At 67.1% G+C, this 17339-nt stretch carries 15 protein-coding genes, 1 tRNA gene and 2 rRNA genes; 11 read left to right on the forward strand and 7 right to left on the reverse strand.

What is annotated here, in order from left to right; all coding sequences use genetic code 11:
* Window positions 1–11: 11 nt before the first annotated feature.
* Both ACQEUU_RS31420 and ACQEUU_RS31425 read left to right on the forward strand, forming a co-directional pair.
* Window positions 12–88: transfer RNA gene (locus ACQEUU_RS31420), tRNA-Met, on the forward strand.
* Window positions 89–261: 173 nt separating this feature from the next.
* The gene (locus ACQEUU_RS31425) at window positions 262–675 is read left to right on the forward strand and encodes a VOC family protein (protein WP_433072711.1); all 414 of its coding nucleotides are present in this window, start codon (window positions 262–264) and stop codon (window positions 673–675) included.
* A gap of 71 nt (window positions 676–746) precedes the next feature.
* On the opposite strand, the gene ACQEUU_RS31430 is transcribed toward ACQEUU_RS31425, so the two are convergent.
* Window positions 747–1679, reverse strand: a complete 933-nt coding sequence (locus tag ACQEUU_RS31430; RefSeq protein WP_433072712.1) for a CPBP family glutamic-type intramembrane protease — start codon at window positions 1677–1679, stop codon at window positions 747–749.
* A gap of 180 nt (window positions 1680–1859) precedes the next feature.
* Between ACQEUU_RS31430 and ACQEUU_RS31435 the strand changes: the two genes are divergently transcribed.
* Window positions 1860–3452, forward strand: a complete 1593-nt coding sequence (locus tag ACQEUU_RS31435) for a peptide chain release factor 3 (protein WP_433072713.1) — start codon at window positions 1860–1862, stop codon at window positions 3450–3452.
* Window positions 3453–3465: 13 nt separating this feature from the next.
* Here ACQEUU_RS31435 and ACQEUU_RS31440 read toward each other — a convergent pair whose 3' ends face one another.
* A complete protein-coding gene (locus tag ACQEUU_RS31440) occupies window positions 3466–3606 on the reverse strand; it encodes a hypothetical protein (protein ID WP_433072714.1) in 141 nt (46 codons plus the stop codon).
* Between the two features lie 449 nt (window positions 3607–4055).
* On the reverse strand, window positions 4056–4358 hold the full coding sequence (locus ACQEUU_RS31445) for an EthD family reductase (RefSeq protein WP_433072715.1): 303 nt from the start codon (window positions 4356–4358) through the stop codon (window positions 4056–4058).
* A 306-nt stretch (window positions 4359–4664) separates the two neighbouring features.
* Here ACQEUU_RS31445 and ACQEUU_RS31450 point away from each other — a divergent pair, with 306 nt between their 5' ends.
* Genes ACQEUU_RS31450 through ACQEUU_RS31465 form a run of 4 tightly spaced genes read left to right on the forward strand, consistent with a single transcriptional unit; the run spans window position 4665 to window position 8235 of the window.
* A complete protein-coding gene (locus ACQEUU_RS31450; RefSeq protein ID WP_433072716.1) occupies window positions 4665–6902 on the forward strand; it encodes a sensor histidine kinase in 2238 nt (745 codons plus the stop codon).
* A complete protein-coding gene (locus ACQEUU_RS31455) occupies window positions 6895–7320 on the forward strand; it encodes a roadblock/LC7 domain-containing protein (protein WP_433072717.1) in 426 nt (141 codons plus the stop codon). The genes ACQEUU_RS31450 and ACQEUU_RS31455 overlap by 8 nt, the downstream gene beginning before the upstream one ends.
* The gene (locus ACQEUU_RS31460; protein ID WP_433072718.1) at window positions 7317–7667 is read left to right on the forward strand and encodes a DUF742 domain-containing protein; all 351 of its coding nucleotides are present in this window, start codon (window positions 7317–7319) and stop codon (window positions 7665–7667) included. The genes ACQEUU_RS31455 and ACQEUU_RS31460 overlap by 4 nt, the downstream gene beginning before the upstream one ends.
* Window positions 7648–8235 carry a GTP-binding protein gene (locus ACQEUU_RS31465; RefSeq protein WP_433072719.1) on the forward strand — a complete coding sequence of 196 codons (588 nt, stop codon included), beginning with the start codon at window positions 7648–7650 and terminating at the stop codon, window positions 8233–8235. Before ACQEUU_RS31460 ends, ACQEUU_RS31465 begins: the two co-directional genes overlap by 20 nt.
* Here ACQEUU_RS31465 and ACQEUU_RS31470 read toward each other — a convergent pair.
* Window positions 8232–9548 (reverse strand): glycoside hydrolase family 6 protein, encoded by a 1317-nt coding sequence (locus ACQEUU_RS31470; protein WP_433072720.1) that lies wholly within the window; start codon window positions 9546–9548, stop codon window positions 8232–8234. The two genes, ACQEUU_RS31465 and ACQEUU_RS31470, sit on opposite strands and share 4 nt — an antisense overlap.
* Window positions 9549–9741: 193 nt before the next feature.
* On the opposite strand from ACQEUU_RS31470, the gene ACQEUU_RS31475 reads away from it, so the two are divergent.
* Together ACQEUU_RS31475 and ACQEUU_RS31480 are read left to right on the forward strand one after the other, a co-directional pair.
* Window positions 9742–10317: a hypothetical protein gene (locus tag ACQEUU_RS31475; RefSeq protein WP_433072721.1), complete on the forward strand. Its 576-nt coding sequence runs from the start codon at window positions 9742–9744 to the stop codon at window positions 10315–10317.
* A gap of 203 nt (window positions 10318–10520) precedes the next feature.
* Window positions 10521–10832 (forward strand): group II truncated hemoglobin, encoded by a 312-nt coding sequence (locus tag ACQEUU_RS31480; RefSeq protein ID WP_433074441.1) that lies wholly within the window; start codon window positions 10521–10523, stop codon window positions 10830–10832.
* Here ACQEUU_RS31480 and ACQEUU_RS31485 read toward each other — a convergent pair.
* The 3 genes from ACQEUU_RS31485 to ACQEUU_RS31495 all read right to left on the reverse strand — a co-directional run bounded on the left by ACQEUU_RS31485 (window position 10829) and on the right by ACQEUU_RS31495 (window position 11796).
* Window positions 10829–11053: a hypothetical protein gene (locus ACQEUU_RS31485; RefSeq protein ID WP_433072722.1), complete on the reverse strand. Its 225-nt coding sequence runs from the start codon at window positions 11051–11053 to the stop codon at window positions 10829–10831. The genes ACQEUU_RS31480 and ACQEUU_RS31485 overlap by 4 nt on opposite strands.
* A 6-nt stretch (window positions 11054–11059) precedes the next feature.
* Window positions 11060–11215, reverse strand: a complete 156-nt coding sequence (locus tag ACQEUU_RS31490) for a hypothetical protein (RefSeq protein ID WP_433072723.1) — start codon at window positions 11213–11215, stop codon at window positions 11060–11062.
* A gap of 176 nt (window positions 11216–11391) precedes the next feature.
* Window positions 11392–11796 (reverse strand): hypothetical protein, encoded by a 405-nt coding sequence (locus tag ACQEUU_RS31495; protein WP_433072724.1) that lies wholly within the window; start codon window positions 11794–11796, stop codon window positions 11392–11394.
* 552 nt (window positions 11797–12348) lie between these two features.
* On the opposite strand from ACQEUU_RS31495, the gene ACQEUU_RS31500 reads away from it, so the two are divergent.
* Together ACQEUU_RS31500 and ACQEUU_RS31505 are read left to right on the forward strand one after the other, a co-directional pair.
* A 16S ribosomal RNA gene (locus ACQEUU_RS31500) occupies window positions 12349–13872 on the forward strand.
* A gap of 337 nt (window positions 13873–14209) precedes the next feature.
* Window positions 14210–17318: ribosomal RNA gene (locus tag ACQEUU_RS31505) — 23S ribosomal RNA — on the forward strand.
* The 16S and 23S rRNA genes sit together here, the layout of an rRNA operon.
* The last annotated feature ends 21 nt before the right edge of the window (window positions 17319–17339 follow it).

The following is a 17339-nucleotide window of genomic DNA, read 5'->3' on the forward strand; positions in this document are numbered from 1 at the left end:
ACACACACCGACGCGGGGTGGAGCAGTTCGGTAGCTCGCTGGGCTCATAACCCAGAGGCCGCAGGTTCAAATCCTGCCCCCGCTACCAAGAGGAAACGCCCTCCGGGATCATCCCGGAGGGCGTTTCGCATGTCCGGGGTCATCGCGAGCCGGCCGGGATCACCAAGCGCCGGCCGGGCAGGAACGAAGAAGCGCGGGCCCGAACCGGTCCCTAACGTGAGCCGTATGTGCATGTTCCCCGGAACACGAAGGAGACCCGGAATGCAGGCACACGTCAGTTCGATCCTGCTCGGTGTCCGCGACCTGGAACGGGCCAAGCGGTTCTACGCCGAGGGACTCGGCTGGAAGATCAAGGACGACTACGGCGTCTCGGTGTTCTTCGAGTCGGACGGCGCCTCGCCCGTCGGTCTCTACGGCCGCGAGGGCCTGGCCGACCAGGTGGGCTTGAGCCCGGAGGGCAGCGGCTTCACCGGGCTGGTCCTCACCTACGTCGTCCGTAGCGAGGCGCGGGTGGACGAGGTCCTCGCGGAGGCGGAGAAGGTCGGCGCGACCGTCCTGAAGCCCGCCGGCGCCCTGCCGTGGGGCGGGTACGGCGGCGCGTTCGCCGACCCGGACGGCCACGTCTGGAGTCTCGGCTACAGCGACCGCGGGACCGACCAGCCCTACGCCGAATAGGTCCACCGGAACGCGGAGACGACGTGTCCTCCCGGCTCTCCGGAGGACACGTCGCCTGGCCCGCCCACGGCTCAGCTCCGCTGGGCGACCTCGGGTGCGGGTTCCTCGACCGGCCGGTAGCCGAGCCGGCCGCGGGTGGCCACGAGCACCACGAGCGCGGCCGTGGTGCCCGCGAGCAGCGTGACGTGCGACGCCTGCTCGACGGAGGCGATCGACGGGAACATGTCGCCGTACAGCACGGACATGAAGTTGTTGACGCTGACGTGCAGCAGCATGATCAACGGGAGGCTCTGACGGGTCCGGTTGAACACCCAGGTGACGACCACGCTGAAGGTGCAGCAGAAGGCGACGAACTCGGCGATCCGCAGCCACGTGACGTCCGGCCACTGACCCCACTCGCTCATGAACAGCGGCAGGTGCCACAGGGCCCACAGCGGGCCGAGGACGAGGGTGCCGCCCAGCGGGCCCCACTTGCGCTGCATGCGGGGCAGGGCGAAGTCGCGCCAGCCGGGCTCCTCCGCCAGGCCCGTGGTGACCATCTGGATCACCAGGCTCGGCAGGTAGGCCAGGAGCAGGACCGCGGACGGCATGCGGACGTCTCCGTCGGAGAGCGCGAGACCGGCGGCGATGAGGGCCGCGGGGACGCCGAGGCCGGCCAGGGCGTACCAGCGCCAATTGACCCGCCAGTTGGTCATCCGGCGGAGCCAGCGACGGATGCCTTCCCTGCCGTCCGCGACCGCCGTCACGATGAACGCGGAGAGGATCGGGCCGAGATAGGCGCCGGGCAGCACACCGAGCATCTGCGTGCTGCCGAGCACAGAGGGGAAGGAGAAGTCCAGCACCCCCAGACCGGTCGCCGAGAGGATGTAGGGCGTCCAGGCGGCCCAGCTCAGCAGATTGGCCAGAACGAAGAAGCTGAGCAGCGGGCGGCGGCGGATGAGACCACGCAGCCCGGTCTGGCCCGGGTCCTGCCGGGGGGCGTCCAACCGGCTGTTGACTGCCATGGGGATGTCTCCTTGGGGGAGGGGCTTGACTGACAGTCATCAGCACACCAGCCGCACGCCCTTCAGTCGCTCCCGCGTACGCCCCAGCACGAGTACAGCCAGCGGTACCAGAGGGCCGCCGAGGGGGTCGAGATGTCAAGGTAGAGTGCTTGGCGCGAGAAGGACGGCGAAGGCAGGGCGATGATCGACATCACGGGGGAAGGCGGCCGTCGCAGGACGTTCGCCGTCATCAGCCACCCCGACGCGGGCAAGTCCACCATGACCGAGGCGCTCGCCCTGCACGCCTCGGCGATCACCCAGGCCGGCGCGGTGCACGGCAAGGCCGGGCGGCGCGGCGTCACCTCCGACTGGATGGAGATCGAACGTTCCCGCGGCATCTCCATCACCTCCGCCGCGCTCCGCTTCGACTACCGGGGCCACGTGTTCAACCTGGTCGACACCCCCGGCCACGCCGACTTCTCCGAGGACACCTACCGGGTGCTGGCCGCCGTCGACTGCGCGGTCATGCTGATCGACGCGGCCAAGGGCATGGAGCCGCAGACCATGAAGCTGTTCCAGGTCTGCCGCCACCGCCGCATCCCGGTGATCACGTTCGTCAACAAGTGGGACCGTCCCGGCCGCGACGCGCTGGAGTTGCTCGACGAGATCGAGGACCGTACGGGCCTGCGCCCGACCCCCGTCACCTGGCCGATCGGCGCCGCCGGTCACTTCCTGGGCGTGATCGACCGTCCTGCCGGGCGCGCGGTCGGCTATGAGCGCACCCCGGGCGGCGCCACCAAGGCGCTGACCCGCGAGCTGACCGACGAGCAGGCCAGGGCCGAGCTGGGCGACGACTGGACGCGGGCCGGCGAGGAGGTCGCGCTGCTGTCGGCCATCGGCGCCGACCACGACCAGAAGACCTTCGAGGCCCACGAGTCCACGCCGGTGCTGTTCGGCGCCGCGCTGTCCAACTTCGGGGTCGCGCGCCTGCTGGACGCGATGGTCGAGCTGGCGCCGCCGCCCGCGCCCCGCGCCGACGTCAACGGCGTGGGCCGCCCGTTGGACGCGCCGTTCTCCGGGCTGGTGTTCAAGGTGCAGGCCAACATGGACCGGGCCCACCGTGACCGGATCGCGTTCGTCCGGGTCTGCTCGGGACGGTTCGAGCGCGGCATGGTGCTCACCCACGCCGCCACCGGGCGGCCGTTCGCCACCAAGTACGCGCAGAGCGTCTTCGGCCAGGACCGCACCACGCTGGACGAGGCCTACCCCGGCGACGTGGTCGGGCTGGTCAACGCCGGGGCGCTGCGGCCGGGCGACACCCTGTTCGAGGGGCCCCAGGTGGCCTTCCCGCCGATCCCCAGCTTCGCCCCCGAGCACTTCGCGGTCGCCCGGGTCCGCGACTCCGGCAAGTCCAAGCAGTTCCGCCGCGGCATCGACCAGCTCGACGCCGAGGGCGTCATCCAGGTGCTCCGCTCCGACCTGCGCGGCGACCAGGCGCCGGTGCTGGCGGCGGTCGGGCCGATGCAGTTCGAGGTGGTGCAGCACCGCATGGCCGCCGAGTTCGGCGCCGAGATCGGCCTGGACCGCCTGGACTACACGCTGGCCCGCCGCACCGACGCCGCCTCCGCGCCGGCCCTGGACAGGGAGCGCGGCTGCGAGGTGCTGACCCGCGCCGGCGACCAGGCGCTGCTGGCGCTGTTCACCGACCAGTGGCGGATGCGCACCATCGCCCGCGACCAGCCCGGCCTGACCCTGGAGCCGCTGATCGCCGACACCAGCCAGGAGCCGCGCTGACGCCCCGCGCCGCTTACGGGTTCTCCTCGACCCACCGGGCGTACTCCGCGCGGTCCTTGCTCAGCGCGGGCACCCAGAATTCGGCTTCGCGCGGGTCGTGCGCCAGCAGCTCCGGGACGTCCGCGTTCCAGCTGTCGGCCATCTCGGCGACCATCTCGCGGAACTTGACCTCCAGCCTGCGCCGCGCGAGCAGCAGGCGATCGCCGCGAACGGCCGGCCCCAGCCGCCTCCGCTGCCCATGACAACCGGGAGCGACGTCTGGCGCCGCAGATGCTCGCCCTCGACGAGCGTGACGTCGGCGAGCTCCTCGTCAATCTGGATCCAGCCCGTCTCGTCCAGGCTGAGGTTCTCGGCACGGTCGAGCAGGGCGCGGACGTACTCTTCGAACCAGTCGCGAGGGATCGCCTCGACCACGGTTCCCGCAGGTGAACGAGCCATACGCAGCATGGTCGCGGTGAGATCCGAATGATGTCCAGAAAAGCCGGCGCCCTCCGGGGATCTCCCCTCGGAGGACGCCGACCGGGGCATAGGGGTCCTTACGCCCTCAGCACCTCCCGCCTGCCACAGGCCCGGATGGCATCCACCCGCCGGCCGTGCGGGCGGTCAGACCACCGTCGCCGCCGGGCCCGTCAGCATGGTGACGCCGCCGCCGGCGAAGTTCGCCAGGTCGGCCACCGCCTGCTGGCCGACGTCGCTGCCCATGGCGGCGTTGAAGGCGGCCTCGTCGTCGAAGGTCAGCACCGCCACCAGGTGGTAGGCCGGATCCTGGCCCGCCGGCCGGGTGGCGGTGTAGGCGCGCAGGCCGGGAAGCCGCGCGGCCAGCGGGGCATGCACCTCGTCGTAGTGCTTGTCGAACGCGGAGGCGCTCTCCGGGTGGTGGTAGAGCGCGAGAAGCTGGTACGCCATGACGCCTCCAGATGTCGAGTTGCCTCGATCAAACCCCGGCGGGAACCCGAGCGGTAGCCCTCGGGCAGGGCGTGTCGTCCGATGAGGGGCCGGACCCAAGCATCATGACAGAGGCTTGTAAAGCCCAGTATGTGGCGAATTAGATATCAAAATCTCAACTTTTGCGACGCTGGGTTGTCGCCTATGAGGCTCAGCGGCATAGTGGGGCAAATCACAGCGCGCATCGGTCGCGGGAGTGCTCTGCAAGCACTCGCCGCCCTTCCGGCATCGACCATGCGCAGGCAACGCGCGGATTGGATGAAGCGTATGAGAGCCGCCCCGCCGGTCCGTGCGAAGATCCTGCGCATCCTCGTCGTACCGCTGATCTCCCTGATCGGCTTATGGGCCTACCTCGCGTACAGCATGGTGAGCGAGACCTCCGGGTTCGCGAACAGCCGCAGCGAGTGGGACGCCGTCGGCGCCCCCGCCCGCGACCTGATCGCGGAGCTGCAGAAGGAGCGGCAGCTGACCGCCGAGGCGGCGGGGGACACCGCCGGCAACGCCCAGCTCGGAACCCAGCGCCACCACACCGACCAGGCCGTGACCCGCATCCGGGACGTGGCCGCCACGGTGAGCGGGAGCGTCAGCACCCCGCCCGAGGCGGTGGGCGCGCTGCTCGACCAGCTCGACGGGCTGCCCAGCGTGCGGGCCGCCGCCGACCTGGACCAGGTGTCCCCGCTCGCCACGACGGAGAAGTTCAACACGCTCATCAGCGTCGCCAACCGTCAGTTCACCGGCGCCGAGAGCGTCACCGCCGTGTCGTCGTACCGGGTGCTGCGCGGCCTCGGCTACTACGGCGCCGTCGACGAGTACCTGGCCAGGGAGAACGCCATCCTCACGCCGGCGCTGCAGCGCGGGGAGATGACCAGGGCCGAGCACGGCGCGTTCGTCGCGGCGATGGCCGGCCGGCGCGTCCAGCTCGCGAACGCCGAGCGTGACATGGGCCCCGAACTGCGGGTCGGGCACGAGCGGCTGCTGGCCTCGCCCGAGTATCAGCGGTTCGTGACCGCCGAGGACGCCGTCTTCCACTGGAACAAGGGCGGCAAGCCGCCGATCCTGGCCGAGGCCTGGCGGCGCGACACGGGCGCGGTGCACGCCACGCTGAGCGACAACTACACCAAGGAGCTCGCCCGCGCGACCGCCAAGGGAGAGGACCTGGTCCTGGCCGGGCTGCTGCGCATCGCGCTGGTCGCCGGCCTCGGCCTTCTGGCCGTGGTGCTGTCGATCGCGCTGTCGTACCGGTTCGGCCGGTCGCTGGTGAACGAGCTGAAGAAGCTGCAGGGCTCGGCCGTCGAACTGGCCGAGGTACGGCTGCCCCGGCTGGTCGAGCGGCTGCGCAAGGGCGAGGACGTGGACCCGGCCGAGACGCCCGAGCTGGAGAGCGCCCGCATCGCCGAGGTGGAGGGGGTGGTGCGGGCCTTCTCGGCCGTGCAGCGCACCGCCGTCGAGGCCGCCGTCGGCCAGGCCACCCTGCGCAAGGGCGTCGGCCAGGTCTTCCTGAACCTGGCCCGCCGCAACCAGGCGCTGCTGCACCGTCAGCTCGCGCTGCTGGACACGATGGAGCGCAAGGCCGAGGACCCCGACACCCTCGAAGGGCTGTTCAAGCTCGACCACTTCACCACCCGCATGCGCCGTCACGCGGAGAACCTCATCATCCTGTCCGACGCCGCCCCCGCCCGCCGCTGGCGCGACCCGGTGCCGGTCTTCGACGTGGTGCGCAGCGCGGCGCTGGAGGTGGAGGACTACACGCGGATCACCGTCCAGCCGATGCCGAACGGCCCGCTGCTCACGGGCGCCGCGGTGACCGACGTCATCCACCTGATCGCCGAGCTGCTGGAGAACGCCACCGCCTTCTCGCCGCCCAACACCGGGGTGCAGGTGCGCGGGCTCACCGCGGCCAACGGGTTCGCCCTGGAGATCGAGGACCGCGGCCTGGGCGTGAACCCCGCGACGATGGAGGAGCTGAACGCCCAGCTCGCCACCCCGCCCGAGTTCGACCTGGCGCGCAGCGACCGGATGGGCGTCTTCGTGGTGTCCCGGCTGGCCGCGCGGCACGGCGTCAAGGTCACGCTGCGCCCCTCCCCGTACGACGGCACGACCGCGATCATCATGCTGCCGTCCTGCGTGCTCGCCGAACGCGCCCCGGTCCCGCCGCGGACCGGTTACTCGCTCTTCGAGCCCGGCCGCGCGATCCCGCCTTCGCCGCCGCGCGAGGTGCGCCCGCCCGTCCCGGCGCGGAGCCCCGGCCCGCCCACCGGTCCGATCCCGCGGCAGGCGGCCGAGCCGGACGACGACCTCGACGGCCTGCCGGTCCGGGTACGCCAGGCCCATCTCGCACCACAACTACGAAAATCACGCCCGGAGCAGGAGTCCGACATCTCCACCCGCGCCCCCGAGGAACTGTTCAGCCTGATGACCTCCATGCAGGAGGGCTGGCGGCAGGCGCGCAGGGAGACCGACGGCGGCCGCGAGCACGGGCGGAACGAAAGGGACTCCCATGGCTGACGCGAGATCTGAGCTGAGCTGGCTGCTCGACGACCTGGCCAACCGGGTCGCGGGGGTGCGGCACGCGGTCCTGCTGTCCGCCGACGGCCTCACCATGGGCGGCTCTCACGAGCTGACCAGGGAGGACACCGAGCACCTCGCGGCGATAGCGGCGGGCAGCCACAGCCTGGCGCTGGGCGCGGGCCGGCACTTCGGGATGGGCGGCGTCCGCCAGACGATCATCGAGCTGGAGGGCGGCTTCCTGTTCGTCACCGCCGCCGGCCAGGGTGCCCGGCTGGCGGTCCTGGCCGCGGGCGACGCCGAGCTGGGCCTGATCACGTACGAGATGGCCCTGCTCGTCCGGCGGGTGGGCGAGCACCTGACCGCGCTGCCGAGAGGCGCGGCCCCCGCGCCGGTCTGGAACGGGATGACACCGTGACGGAAGACGACCCAGGGCCTCTGATCAGGCTGTACGGGCTCACGGGCGGACGGGCGCGGCCCCAGGGGGAGTCGTTCGACCTGGTGGCCATCGTCGCCACGGTCCGCCTGCCCTCGGAAACGGCGGCGCTGAATCCGGAGCACCACACCATCCTGCACGTCTGCCGCAAGCCGACCCCCGTGGCCGACGTCGCGGCCGGGCTCGGGCTGCCGCTCAACATCACCCGCGTCCTTCTCGGCGACCTGCGCCGCGAAGGGCTCGTGAGCATCACCCCGCCGAAGCCCGCCAACCAGTCGATCGACGAACGTACCTACAGGGATGTACTGCATGGAATTCGCAGGCTTTGATCGCCCCCGGCCTTCCGGAGGGACGCTCACCGCGACCGCCCTGAAGATCCTGGTGGCCGGCGGCTTCGGCGTGGGCAAGACCACCATGGTCGGCACGATCAGTGAGATCCGTCCCCTGCACACCGAGGAGCTGCTGAGCGACCGCGGGGTGGGCGTGGACGACGTGTCCGGGGTGGAGCGGAAGGTCGCCACCACGGTGGCCCTGGACTTCGGCCGCATCACCATCCGCCAGGACCTGTGGCTGTACCTGTTCGGCACGCCCGGCCAGGACCGGTTCTGGTTCATGTGGGACGAGCTGGCGCTCGGCGCTCTCGGCGCCGTGGTGCTCGCCGACACCCGCAGGCTGGCCGACTGCTTCCCCGCCGTCGACTACTTCGAGCAGCTCAAGCTGCCCTTCGTGGTCGCGGTGAACTGCTTCGACGGGGCCCGCCGGCACGATCCGGGGAAGGTGCGGCGGGCCGTCGGACTGGACGAGAAGACCCCGGTCGTCATGTGCGACGCGCGTAACCGCTCCTCGGTCAAGGAGGTGCTGACCACGCTCGTCACCCATGCCATGGAGGTCCGCTAGCGGGCGGCGCAGGTGATCGGGGCCGGAGTGACTTCCTGGCCGTTGGCCAGGAAGCCGAACGTGGTGCTGCCGCCGCCGGCCACGGTGCCGTTCCAGCCGAGGTTGGCGACGGTCACGGACGAGCCGGAGGTCCTCAGGTCGCCGTTCCAGAGCTGGGAGATCGACTGACCGCCGGTGAAGCCCCAGCCGACCTGCCAGCCGTTCATGGCCGTCGTGCCGGTGTTGCGCACGGTGACCTGGGCCTGGAAGCCGCCCTGCCACTTGTTGACGATCGTGAACTCGGCGGTGCAGCCCTGGCCCGGCGTGACCGTCGGGGTGATGGTCGGGGTCACGGTGGGCGTCTGGGTCGGCTCGCCGGCCGCGATGGCCAGGTCGTAGGCGCGTTGCGGCACGAACTGTCCCGCGCTCGCGATGCAGCCGTCCGCCTCGCCGGGCGGCTTGACCCACAGGAACGCGTCGATCATCGAATCGCCTGTCTCGGTGGTGCTCCACGTGCCCGTGGCGCGGCCGGCCGGGTCGCACCACTCGCTGCCCGAGGGACCGTTGCCGTTGCGGCTGGTGTCGATCACCGCGCGCAGTCGGGAGTCACCGGTCGCCGCGAGGACGCTCTTCGCGTACGAGACCAGGCCCGGGGTCGAGCGGTAGTTGGAGGTGTTGACAGCGATGCCGTCGGCGCTGGTGGACACGTTGGCGCCGCGCAGCCGGTTGGCCGCCTCCGAGGCCGACAGCCACGCGTCGTGCCCGATGTCGTAGTACACCTTGACCTGGGACGACGTCGCCTTGAACCGCTGCCCCGCGTACGCCATCGACGCCTGGACCTGGGCCTGCTCGCTGGAGTTCATGCAGTTCGTCATGATGGCCAGGGCGTCCGGCTCCAGCACGATCGTGGCCGGCCGGCCGCCCAGCCCGGCCGCGATCTGGTCGATCCAGGCCCGGTAGGCCGTGTGGTCCGGCGCCCCGCCCGCGCTCGGGCCGCCGCAGTCGCGGTTCGGCATCGCGTACACGGCCATGATCGGGATCTTGCCCGCCGTCGCGGCGGCGCGCACGTACGCGTCGACCTGGGAGCGGACGGTCGACGGGTTGTAGGTGGCGAACCAGCGTCCCTGCGGGACGGCGGCGATCCGGTCCCTGATCACCGCGGCGCGGCTGTCTGAGGGGTTGGCCGCCACCCACTTGGCGGCGTTCGTCTCCGGGTCCACGTAGAACGCCGAGTCGGCGGCCTGGACGGCGGAGGAGGAGAAGATCGCCGCCCCCGCCACGGCGGTGGCGACCGCGGTGAGGAGGGTGGCCAGCACGGGCCTGCTGCGGGACATGGAAACTCCGTCCTGATATGGGAGCGCTCCCACGCATGGTAGGGAGCGTCCGCCTCCGGCCAGAAGCGCGCTCCGGCCGCCGGGACGCAAAGGCACAGGCGGGAGGCCCCTCACGGGCTGAAACTTTCACCCCGGGTTACGACTGCTCGCGATCCGGTCGGTCGGCCGACCTGCTTTTGTTAGGGTCCCGTGTGTGCGTGTCCCCGAGGCGGGTTCGACCGGCAGGGTGCGGTGGCTCTGGCTCGTGGCGCCGGCCACGCTCGCGGCCCTTCTCACCCTGATCGGGATGGTCTTCCCTGGCGGCAGCCTTTATGTCCTGTCTTACGCGGTCCTGTTCTGGATCCTCGCGGCGGCCGTGTGGAGCTTGCTGCTCTGCGTGCCGCGCTACCGCAGGAGCACCGGCATCGCGGTCGCGCCTCTCGTGGCCGTCCTCACCTACGCGACCGTCGCGGCCGACCTGCCGATGCGCGCGGCGTTCGCGGTGTCGGAGCCCGCGCTGACCGCCTACGTGCGCTCGCTGCCGCTCCATCCCGACCACGTCACGGTGGGGGACGCCGAGAGCGTGCTCGACGTCGAGTGGGTCGGCCTCTTCCCGGTCGGCCGGGCCGTCCGCCACGTCGACCGGGCCGACCTGGGCGTGATCGGCTCTGGGGGCTGGCTGGAGTTCTGCGGGCTGACGTACGTGAGCGGCGAGCGGCTGAAGACCTACCGCTTCTCCTCCGTCGACCGGCTCTCCGCAAGCTGGTACGCGACGTGTGAGGACTTCTAGGGCGTACGGGGTGTTGCCCGGCGGACGACGCGATGATTACATCATTACATGACTGAGGAGAACGTGCCGACCCTGTACGAGTGGGCCGGCGGAGCCGAGGCGCTGGAACGGCTGACGACGGCCTTCTACCGGCAGGTCGTGAAGGACGAACTGATCGGCCCCCTGTTCGCGGGCAGGACCCCGACCATCCCCGGTACGTGGCCATGTGGCTGGGCGAGGTCTTCGGCGGGCCCGCCCGCTACACCGGCGAGCGCGGCGGCTACCCGCACATGCTCGCCCACCATCTCGGCAAGGCCATCTCCGAGCCGCAGCGGCGCCGCTGGGTGAGCCTGCTCATGGACGCCGCCGACGAGGTGGGGCTGCCGGACGACCCGGAGTTCAGGGCCGCCTTCTCCGGCTACGTCGAATGGGGCACGCGCATCGCCCGCACCAACTCACAGCCAGGGGCGACGCCGCCCCGGCAGGCGCCGGTGCCGCGGTGGGGATGGGGTGTGGCCCCTCCGTACCAGCCCTAACCCTCGAAGTCCACGTTCGGCGGGTCGTCCATCGGGTCGATGAAGGTGTCGGACTCGCGAGAGTCCTCCTCACGCACCCATCGGGAGATGCCGCGCGGGATCTCGTCGTCGATCTCGGCGATCAGGTGCCGCTGCGGGAACACGTCCTCGTACATCGCGGCCCACGACAGCTGCGGGTCGTCCCCCAGATCCTTGCCGATCTCGTACGGTTGCTCGCTCATCGAAACTCACGCCTTGCCGATCATCTGCGCCGTCCTCTTGGCGGCCCAGCCGAGCAGGAGCAGGGCGACCGCGGCCTGGGTGAGGCGTGACCAGAGCGTGGAGGTCACGTCCGCGTAGATGACCACGCCCAGCCACATCAGGTTGAATACGGCTACCAGCACGATGGCCGCCCAATTCATCCCTCTCTGCCACATATGCGCAGTCTTACAGTCGCCGCCCCAAGCGTAGGTATGCGCGCGGTCACCCCCGGGTTGTTTGCGGCTCGGCCGGCCCGCGAGGGCCGGTCATTCCGGCCTCTTCATGATCGAGTGACCGGTCGGACGTCGATCTGGGCAGGTCAGCGGGGGAGGCTGCGGGCGGGGCCGACGCAGCGGCGCAGGCGGACGCTGCCGCGCGGGCGCGGCTTCGCCTCCCGCTCCGCCAGGCAGGCGAGCAGCGCGGCCGCCGTCCGCGCGTCCGACAGGATGCGCTGTACGGCCTCGCCCTGCTCCGGGAGCTGGCCGCGCCCGCCCAGCTCGTGTTTGACGAACGTCATGGGGTCGTCCGCGCCGGCGTACTCGGCCGCCACGCTCGCACGGGCGGCGGTCAGCAGCCTCAGGTAGTGGGTCCGCAGCACCGCCTCGCGCATGCGGGCCTGCTCCAGGTCCTCCACCAGCGCCCTGGCCACGGCCAGCAGGTCGCCCGCCTGGCTCGCCGGGTCGGCGAGGAAAGCACGGATGTCGTCGAATTCCGAGCGGGTCATGCCGGACACCTCCGAGAGCGCAGTGTGCTCGTGAGTCATGAGTACAGGAAGCGTGTTGCGGATCGCTTGCCGTTCGCTTGCCTACACTCCCGCGAGCCCTGAGGTTTGGGTGTTCTCTGGGGAGGGGAGGACCTCCTGATTACCTCTGTGGGCTCGGGACGGTCTTGGAGGCTGCTAGAGTTGCTCAGGCCAGGGCAACGAGGGGCTCGCGAGAGCCACAGAAGCCCGGCAAACCCACTTCCTCGCCAGATGTCCGGTTGATTCGCATCTGTCCGGATCGTCTGGTAAGTTAGAGGGGTTGCCTCGGAGACGGGGCGGTTGCCTACTTTGGCGGCTCGGCAGGGTTTGCGTCAATTTGACACAAACTCGGGGGGCTGAAAAGATCGGTGACACAAAGACGAGATGAACGCCTCTTCGGCAGGAGCCCGCTGCGGATCTTGCCGGGATGTACGCGTCCGTTTCTTGAGAACTCAACAGTGTGTTAAAAGCCAGTGCATGATGCACAACCCCGTCATTTATGACGGATTCCTTTTTGGTTGGGATTCAAATCATCTTATGGAGAGTTTGATCCTGGCTCAGGACGAACGCTGGCGGCGTGCTTAACACATGCAAGTCGAGCGGAAAGGCCCTTCGGGGTACTCGAGCGGCGAACGGGTGAGTAACACGTGAGTAACCTGCCCCTGACTCTGGGATAAGCCCGGGAAACTGGGTCTAATACCGGATACGACCTGCTCCGGCATCGGATGCGGGTGGAAAGTTTTTCGGTCGGGGATGGGCTCGCGGCCTATCAGCTTGTTGGTGGGGTAGTGGCCTACCAAGGCGACGACGGGTAGCCGGCCTGAGAGGGCGACCGGCCACACTGGGACTGAGACACGGCCCAGACTCCTACGGGAGGCAGCAGTGGGGAATATTGCGCAATGGGCGGAAGCCTGACGCAGCGACGCCGCGTGGGGGATGACGGCCTTCGGGTTGTAAACCTCTTTCAGCAGGGACGAAGTTGACGTGTACCTGCAGAAGAAGCGCCGGCTAACTACGTGCCAGCAGCCGCGGTAATACGTAGGGCGCAAGCGTTGTCCGGAATTATTGGGCGTAAAGAGCTCGTAGGTGGCTGGTCGCGTCTGCCGTGAAAGCCCGCAGCTTAACTGCGGGTCTGCGGTGGATACGGGCCGGCTAGAGGTAGGCAGGGGCAAGTGGAATTCCTGGTGTAGCGGTGAAATGCGCAGATATCAGGAGGAACACCGGTGGCGAAGGCGGCTTGCTGGGCCTTACCTGACGCTGAGGAGCGAAAGCGTGGGGAGCGAACAGGATTAGATACCCTGGTAGTCCACGCTGTAAACGTTGGGCGCTAGGTGTGGGACCCTTCCACGGGTTCCGTGCCGGAGCTAACGCATTAAGCGCCCCGCCTGGGGAGTACGGCCGCAAGGCTAAAACTCAAAGGAATTGACGGGGGCCCGCACAAGCGGCGGAGCATGTTGCTTAATTCGACGCAACGCGAAGAACCTTACCAAGGTTTGACATCACCCGGAAACGTGCAGAGATGTGCGCCTCTTCGGACTGGGTGACAGGTGGTGCATGGCTGTCGTCAGCTCGTGTCGTGAGATGTTGGGTTAAGTCCCGCAACGAGCGCAACCCTTGTTCCATGTTGCCAGCACGCTCCTTCGGGGGTGGTGGGGACTCATGGGAGACTGCCGGGGTCAACTCGGAGGAAGGTGGGGATGACGTCAAGTCATCATGCCCCTTATGTCTTGGGCTGCAAACATGCTACAATGGCCGGTACAGAGGGCTGCTAAACCGCGAGGTGGAGCGAATCCCTAAAAGCCGGTCTCAGTTCGGATTGGGGTCTGCAACTCGACCCCATGAAGTCGGAGTCGCTAGTAATCGCAGATCAGCAACGCTGCGGTGAATACGTTCCCGGGCCTTGTACACACCGCCCGTCACGTCACGAAAGTCGGCAACACCCGAAGCCCGTGGCCCAACCACCTCGTGTGGGGGGAGCGGTCGAAGGTGGGGCTGGCGATTGGGACGAAGTCGTAACAAGGTAGCCGTACCGGAAGGTGCGGCTGGATCACCTCCTTTCTAAGGAGCACTCTCACCCGTCACCACCGTACGTGTGGTGGGGTGACAGCTCACTAGTGGAGCACTGGCTACTCAACCGGTCCCGGTTGTCACCGTGCTAGTACCGCCCGCATCCTCTTCGTGAGGGGTGGGAGTGGGAGCGTGCGGGGGAGGGCCGAGACTGGTTGGACACACTGTTGGGTCCTGAGGGAACGGACTCGGCTGGGCCCATCCCCTGGGGTGGGCTCGCTGTCTGTACGACCTCAGCACAGGACCGGAGGGCTCGTCACAGGTGTGGCGGGTGATCTGGTTGCTGTTTGTTGTTTGAGATTTGCATAGTGGACGCGAGCATCTTTGTGGCCAAGTTTTTAAGGGCACACGGTGGATGCCTTGGCATCAGGAGCCGATGAAGGACGTGGGAGGCTGCGTTAAGCCTCGGGGAGTCGCCAACCAGACGTTGATCCGGGGATGTCCGAATGGGGAAACCTAGCACCAGTCATGTGGTGTTGCCTCCGCCTGAATGTATAGGGCGGTTGGTGGTAACGCGGGGAAGTGAAACATCTCAGTACCCGTAGGAAGAGAAAACAAGAGTGATTCCGTGAGTAGTGGTGAGCGAAAGCGGAGGAGGCCAAACCGGGCGTGTGTGATAGCCGGCAGGCGTTGCATGTCCGGGGTTGTGGGACCTTCTTGAAGGAGCTGCCGTTTCTTCGAGCAGTGAGAAATCGATGGGGTAGTCGAAAGCTCTGGGAAGGGCTGCCGTAGACCGTGAGAGCCGGGTAGGCGAAACCTTGTCGACTGCTGGAGGGGATCCCAAGTAGCACGGGGCCCGAGAAATCCTGTGTGAATCTGCCAGGACCACCTGGTAAGCCTAAATACTCCCTGATGACCGATAGTGCACGAGTACCGTGAGGGAAAGGTGAAAAGTGCCCCGGTGAGGGGTCGTGAAAGAGTACCTGAAACCGTGTGCCTACAAGCCGTAGGAGCTTACAGCAGCTTGCTGTTGTGTGATGTGACTGCGTGCCTTTTGAAGAATGAGCCTGCGAGTTATGGTGTGTGGCGAGGTTAACCCGTGTGGGGGAGCCGTAGCGAAAGCGAGTCTGAAGAGGGCGTTTGAGTCGCATGCTGTAGACCCGAAGCGAAGTGATCTACGCATGGGCAGGTTGAAGCTCAGGTAAGACTGGGTGGAGGACCGAACCCACCAGGGTTGAAAACCTGGGGGATGATCTGTGTGTAGGGGTGAAAGGCCAATCAAACTTCGTGATAGCTGGTTCTCCCCGAAATGCATTTAGGTGCAGCGTTGCGTGTTTCTTGCCGGAGGTAGAGCACTGGATGGCCGATGGGCCCGACAAGGTTACTGACGTCAGCCAAACTCCGAATGCCGGTAAGTGAGAGCGTGGCAGTGAGACTGCGGGCGATAAGGTTCGTAGTCGAGAGGGAAACAGCCCAGATCACCGACTAAGGCCCCTAAGCGTGTGCTAAGTGGGAAAGGATGTGGAGTCGCAGAGACAACCAGGAGGTTGGCTTAGAAGCAGCCACCCTTGAAAGAGTGCGTAATAGCTCACTGGTCAAGTGATTCTGCGCCGACAATGTAGCGGGGCTCAAGCACACCGCCGAAGTCGTGGCACTGATGGGACGTGAGTCTTGTTGGTGGGTAGGGGAGCGTCGTGCTGCCGGTGAAGCCGCCGAGTGATCGAGTGGTGGAGGCTGTGCGAGTGAGAATGCAGGCATGAGTAGCGAATCGAGGGTGAGAAACCCTCGCGCCGGATGACCAAGGGTTCCTGGGGCAGGTTAATCCGCCCAGGGTAAGTCGGGACCTAAGGCGAGGCCGACAGGCGTAGTCGATGGACAACGGGTTGATATTCCCGTACCCGCTTCAATGCGCCCATATCGAACCTCGTGATGCTAAGAGTCCTTAGCTCGCTCGGGCCTTCGGGCCTGGGGTCAGGGTGAACGCTCGATCCGATCGGGTAGTAGGTAAGCGATGGGGTGACGCAGGAAGGTAGTCCAGCCCAGGCGATGGTTGTCCTGGGGTAAGCATGTAGGGAGTGGGGTAGGCAAATCCGCCCCGCGCATATCCTGAGATGTGATGCCGAGCCGATTGTGGCGAAGTGGATGATCCTATGCTGCCGAGAAAAGCCTCTAGTGAGTGTTGTGGCGGCCCGTACCCTAAACCGACTCAGGTGGTCAGGTAGAGAATACCAAGGCGATCGGGTGAACTGTGGTTAAGGAACTCGGCAAATTGCCCCCGTAACTTCGGGAGAAGGGGGACCTCTGCTGGTGAACATCCTTGCGGTGGGAGCTGGTGGGGGTCGCAGTGGCCAGGGGGAAGCGACTGTTTACTAAAAACACAGGTCCGTGCGAAGTCGTAAGACGATGTATACGGACTGACGCCTGCCCGGTGCCGGAACGTTAAGGGGACCGCTTAGCCGGCTTTCGAGTTGGCGAAGGTGAGAACTTAAGCGCCGGTAAACGGCGGTGGTAACTATAACCATCCTAAGGTAGCGAAATTCCTTGTCGGGTAAGTTCCGACCTGCACGAATGGCGTAACGACTTCCCCGCTGTCTCAACCGCAGACCCGGCGAAATTGCACTACGAGTAAAGATGCTCGTTTCGCGCAGCAGGACGGAAAGACCCCGGGACCTTCACTACAGCTTGACATTGGTGTTTGGAGCGTCTTGTGTAGGATAGGTGGGAGACTGGGAAGCTCGGACGCTAGTTCGGGTGGAGTCATTGGTGAAATACCACTCTGGTCGTTTTGAATGTCTAACTCTGGTCCGTGATCCGGATCGGGGACAGTGTCTGGTGGGTAGTTTAACTGGGGCGGTTGCCTCCTAAAGGGTAACGGAGGCGCCCAAAGGTTCCCTCAGCCTGGTTGGCAATCAGGTGTTGAGTGTAAGTGCACAAGGGAGCTTGACTGTGAGACTGACGGGTCGAGCAGGAGCGAAAGCTGGGACTAGTGATCCGGCATCGGCGTGTGGAAGCGGTGTCGCTCAACGGCTAAAAGGTACCCCGGGGATAACAGGCTGATCTTCCCCAAGAGTCCATATCGACGGGATGGTTTGGCACCTCGATGTCGGCTCGTCGCATCCTGGGGCTGGAGTAGGTCCCAAGGGTTGGGCTGTTCGCCCATTAAAGCGGTACGCGAGCTGGGTTTAGAACGTCGCGAGACAGTTCGGTCCCTATCCGCTGCGCGCGCAGGAGACTTGAAAGGGGCTGTCCCTAGTACGAGAGGACCGGGACGGACGAACCTCTGGTGTGCCAGTTGTATCGCCAGGTGCATGGCTGGTTGGCTACGTTCGGGAGGGATAACCGCTGAAAGCATCTAAGCGGGAAGCTTGCCTTGAGATGAGGTCTCCCACCCTGTGAGGGGGTAAGGCTCCCGGGAGATGACCGGGTTGATAGGCCGGAGGTGGAAGCGCGGTAACGTGTGGAGCTGACCGGTACTAATAGGCCGAGGACTTGACCACAAAGCATTGTTTTTCTTGCTC

Source organism: Nonomuraea sp. CA-218870, assembly GCF_050936535.1.
In the GTDB taxonomy this organism is placed as follows: Bacteria; Actinomycetota; Actinomycetes; order Streptosporangiales; family Streptosporangiaceae; genus Nonomuraea; species Nonomuraea corallina.

Coding starts and splice junctions, on each gene's coding strand:
- ACQEUU_RS31445 (WP_433072715.1), bottom strand. CDS start 4,358: ATGGCGTACCAGCTTCTCGCGCTCTACCACCACCCGGAGAGCGCCTCC.
- ACQEUU_RS31495 (WP_433072724.1), bottom strand. CDS start 11,796: ATGACCCGCTCGGAATTCGACGACATCCGTGCTTTCCTCGCCGACCCG.
- ACQEUU_RS31480 (WP_433074441.1), top strand. CDS start 10,521: ATGTGGCTGGGCGAGGTCTTCGGCGGGCCCGCCCGCTACACCGGCGAG.
- ACQEUU_RS31430 (WP_433072712.1), bottom strand. CDS start 1,679: ATGGCAGTCAACAGCCGGTTGGACGCCCCCCGGCAGGACCCGGGCCAG.
- ACQEUU_RS31455 (WP_433072717.1), top strand. CDS start 6,895: ATGGCTGACGCGAGATCTGAGCTGAGCTGGCTGCTCGACGACCTGGCC.
- ACQEUU_RS31485 (WP_433072722.1), bottom strand. CDS start 11,053: ATGAGCGAGCAACCGTACGAGATCGGCAAGGATCTGGGGGACGACCCG.
- ACQEUU_RS31425 (WP_433072711.1), top strand. CDS start 262: ATGCAGGCACACGTCAGTTCGATCCTGCTCGGTGTCCGCGACCTGGAA.
- ACQEUU_RS31465 (WP_433072719.1), top strand. CDS start 7,648: ATGGAATTCGCAGGCTTTGATCGCCCCCGGCCTTCCGGAGGGACGCTC.
- ACQEUU_RS31470 (WP_433072720.1), bottom strand. CDS start 9,548: ATGTCCCGCAGCAGGCCCGTGCTGGCCACCCTCCTCACCGCGGTCGCC.
- ACQEUU_RS31440 (WP_433072714.1), bottom strand. CDS start 3,606: ATGGTCGCCGAGATGGCCGACAGCTGGAACGCGGACGTCCCGGAGCTG.
- ACQEUU_RS31435 (WP_433072713.1), top strand. CDS start 1,860: ATGATCGACATCACGGGGGAAGGCGGCCGTCGCAGGACGTTCGCCGTC.
- ACQEUU_RS31450 (WP_433072716.1), top strand. CDS start 4,665: ATGAGAGCCGCCCCGCCGGTCCGTGCGAAGATCCTGCGCATCCTCGTC.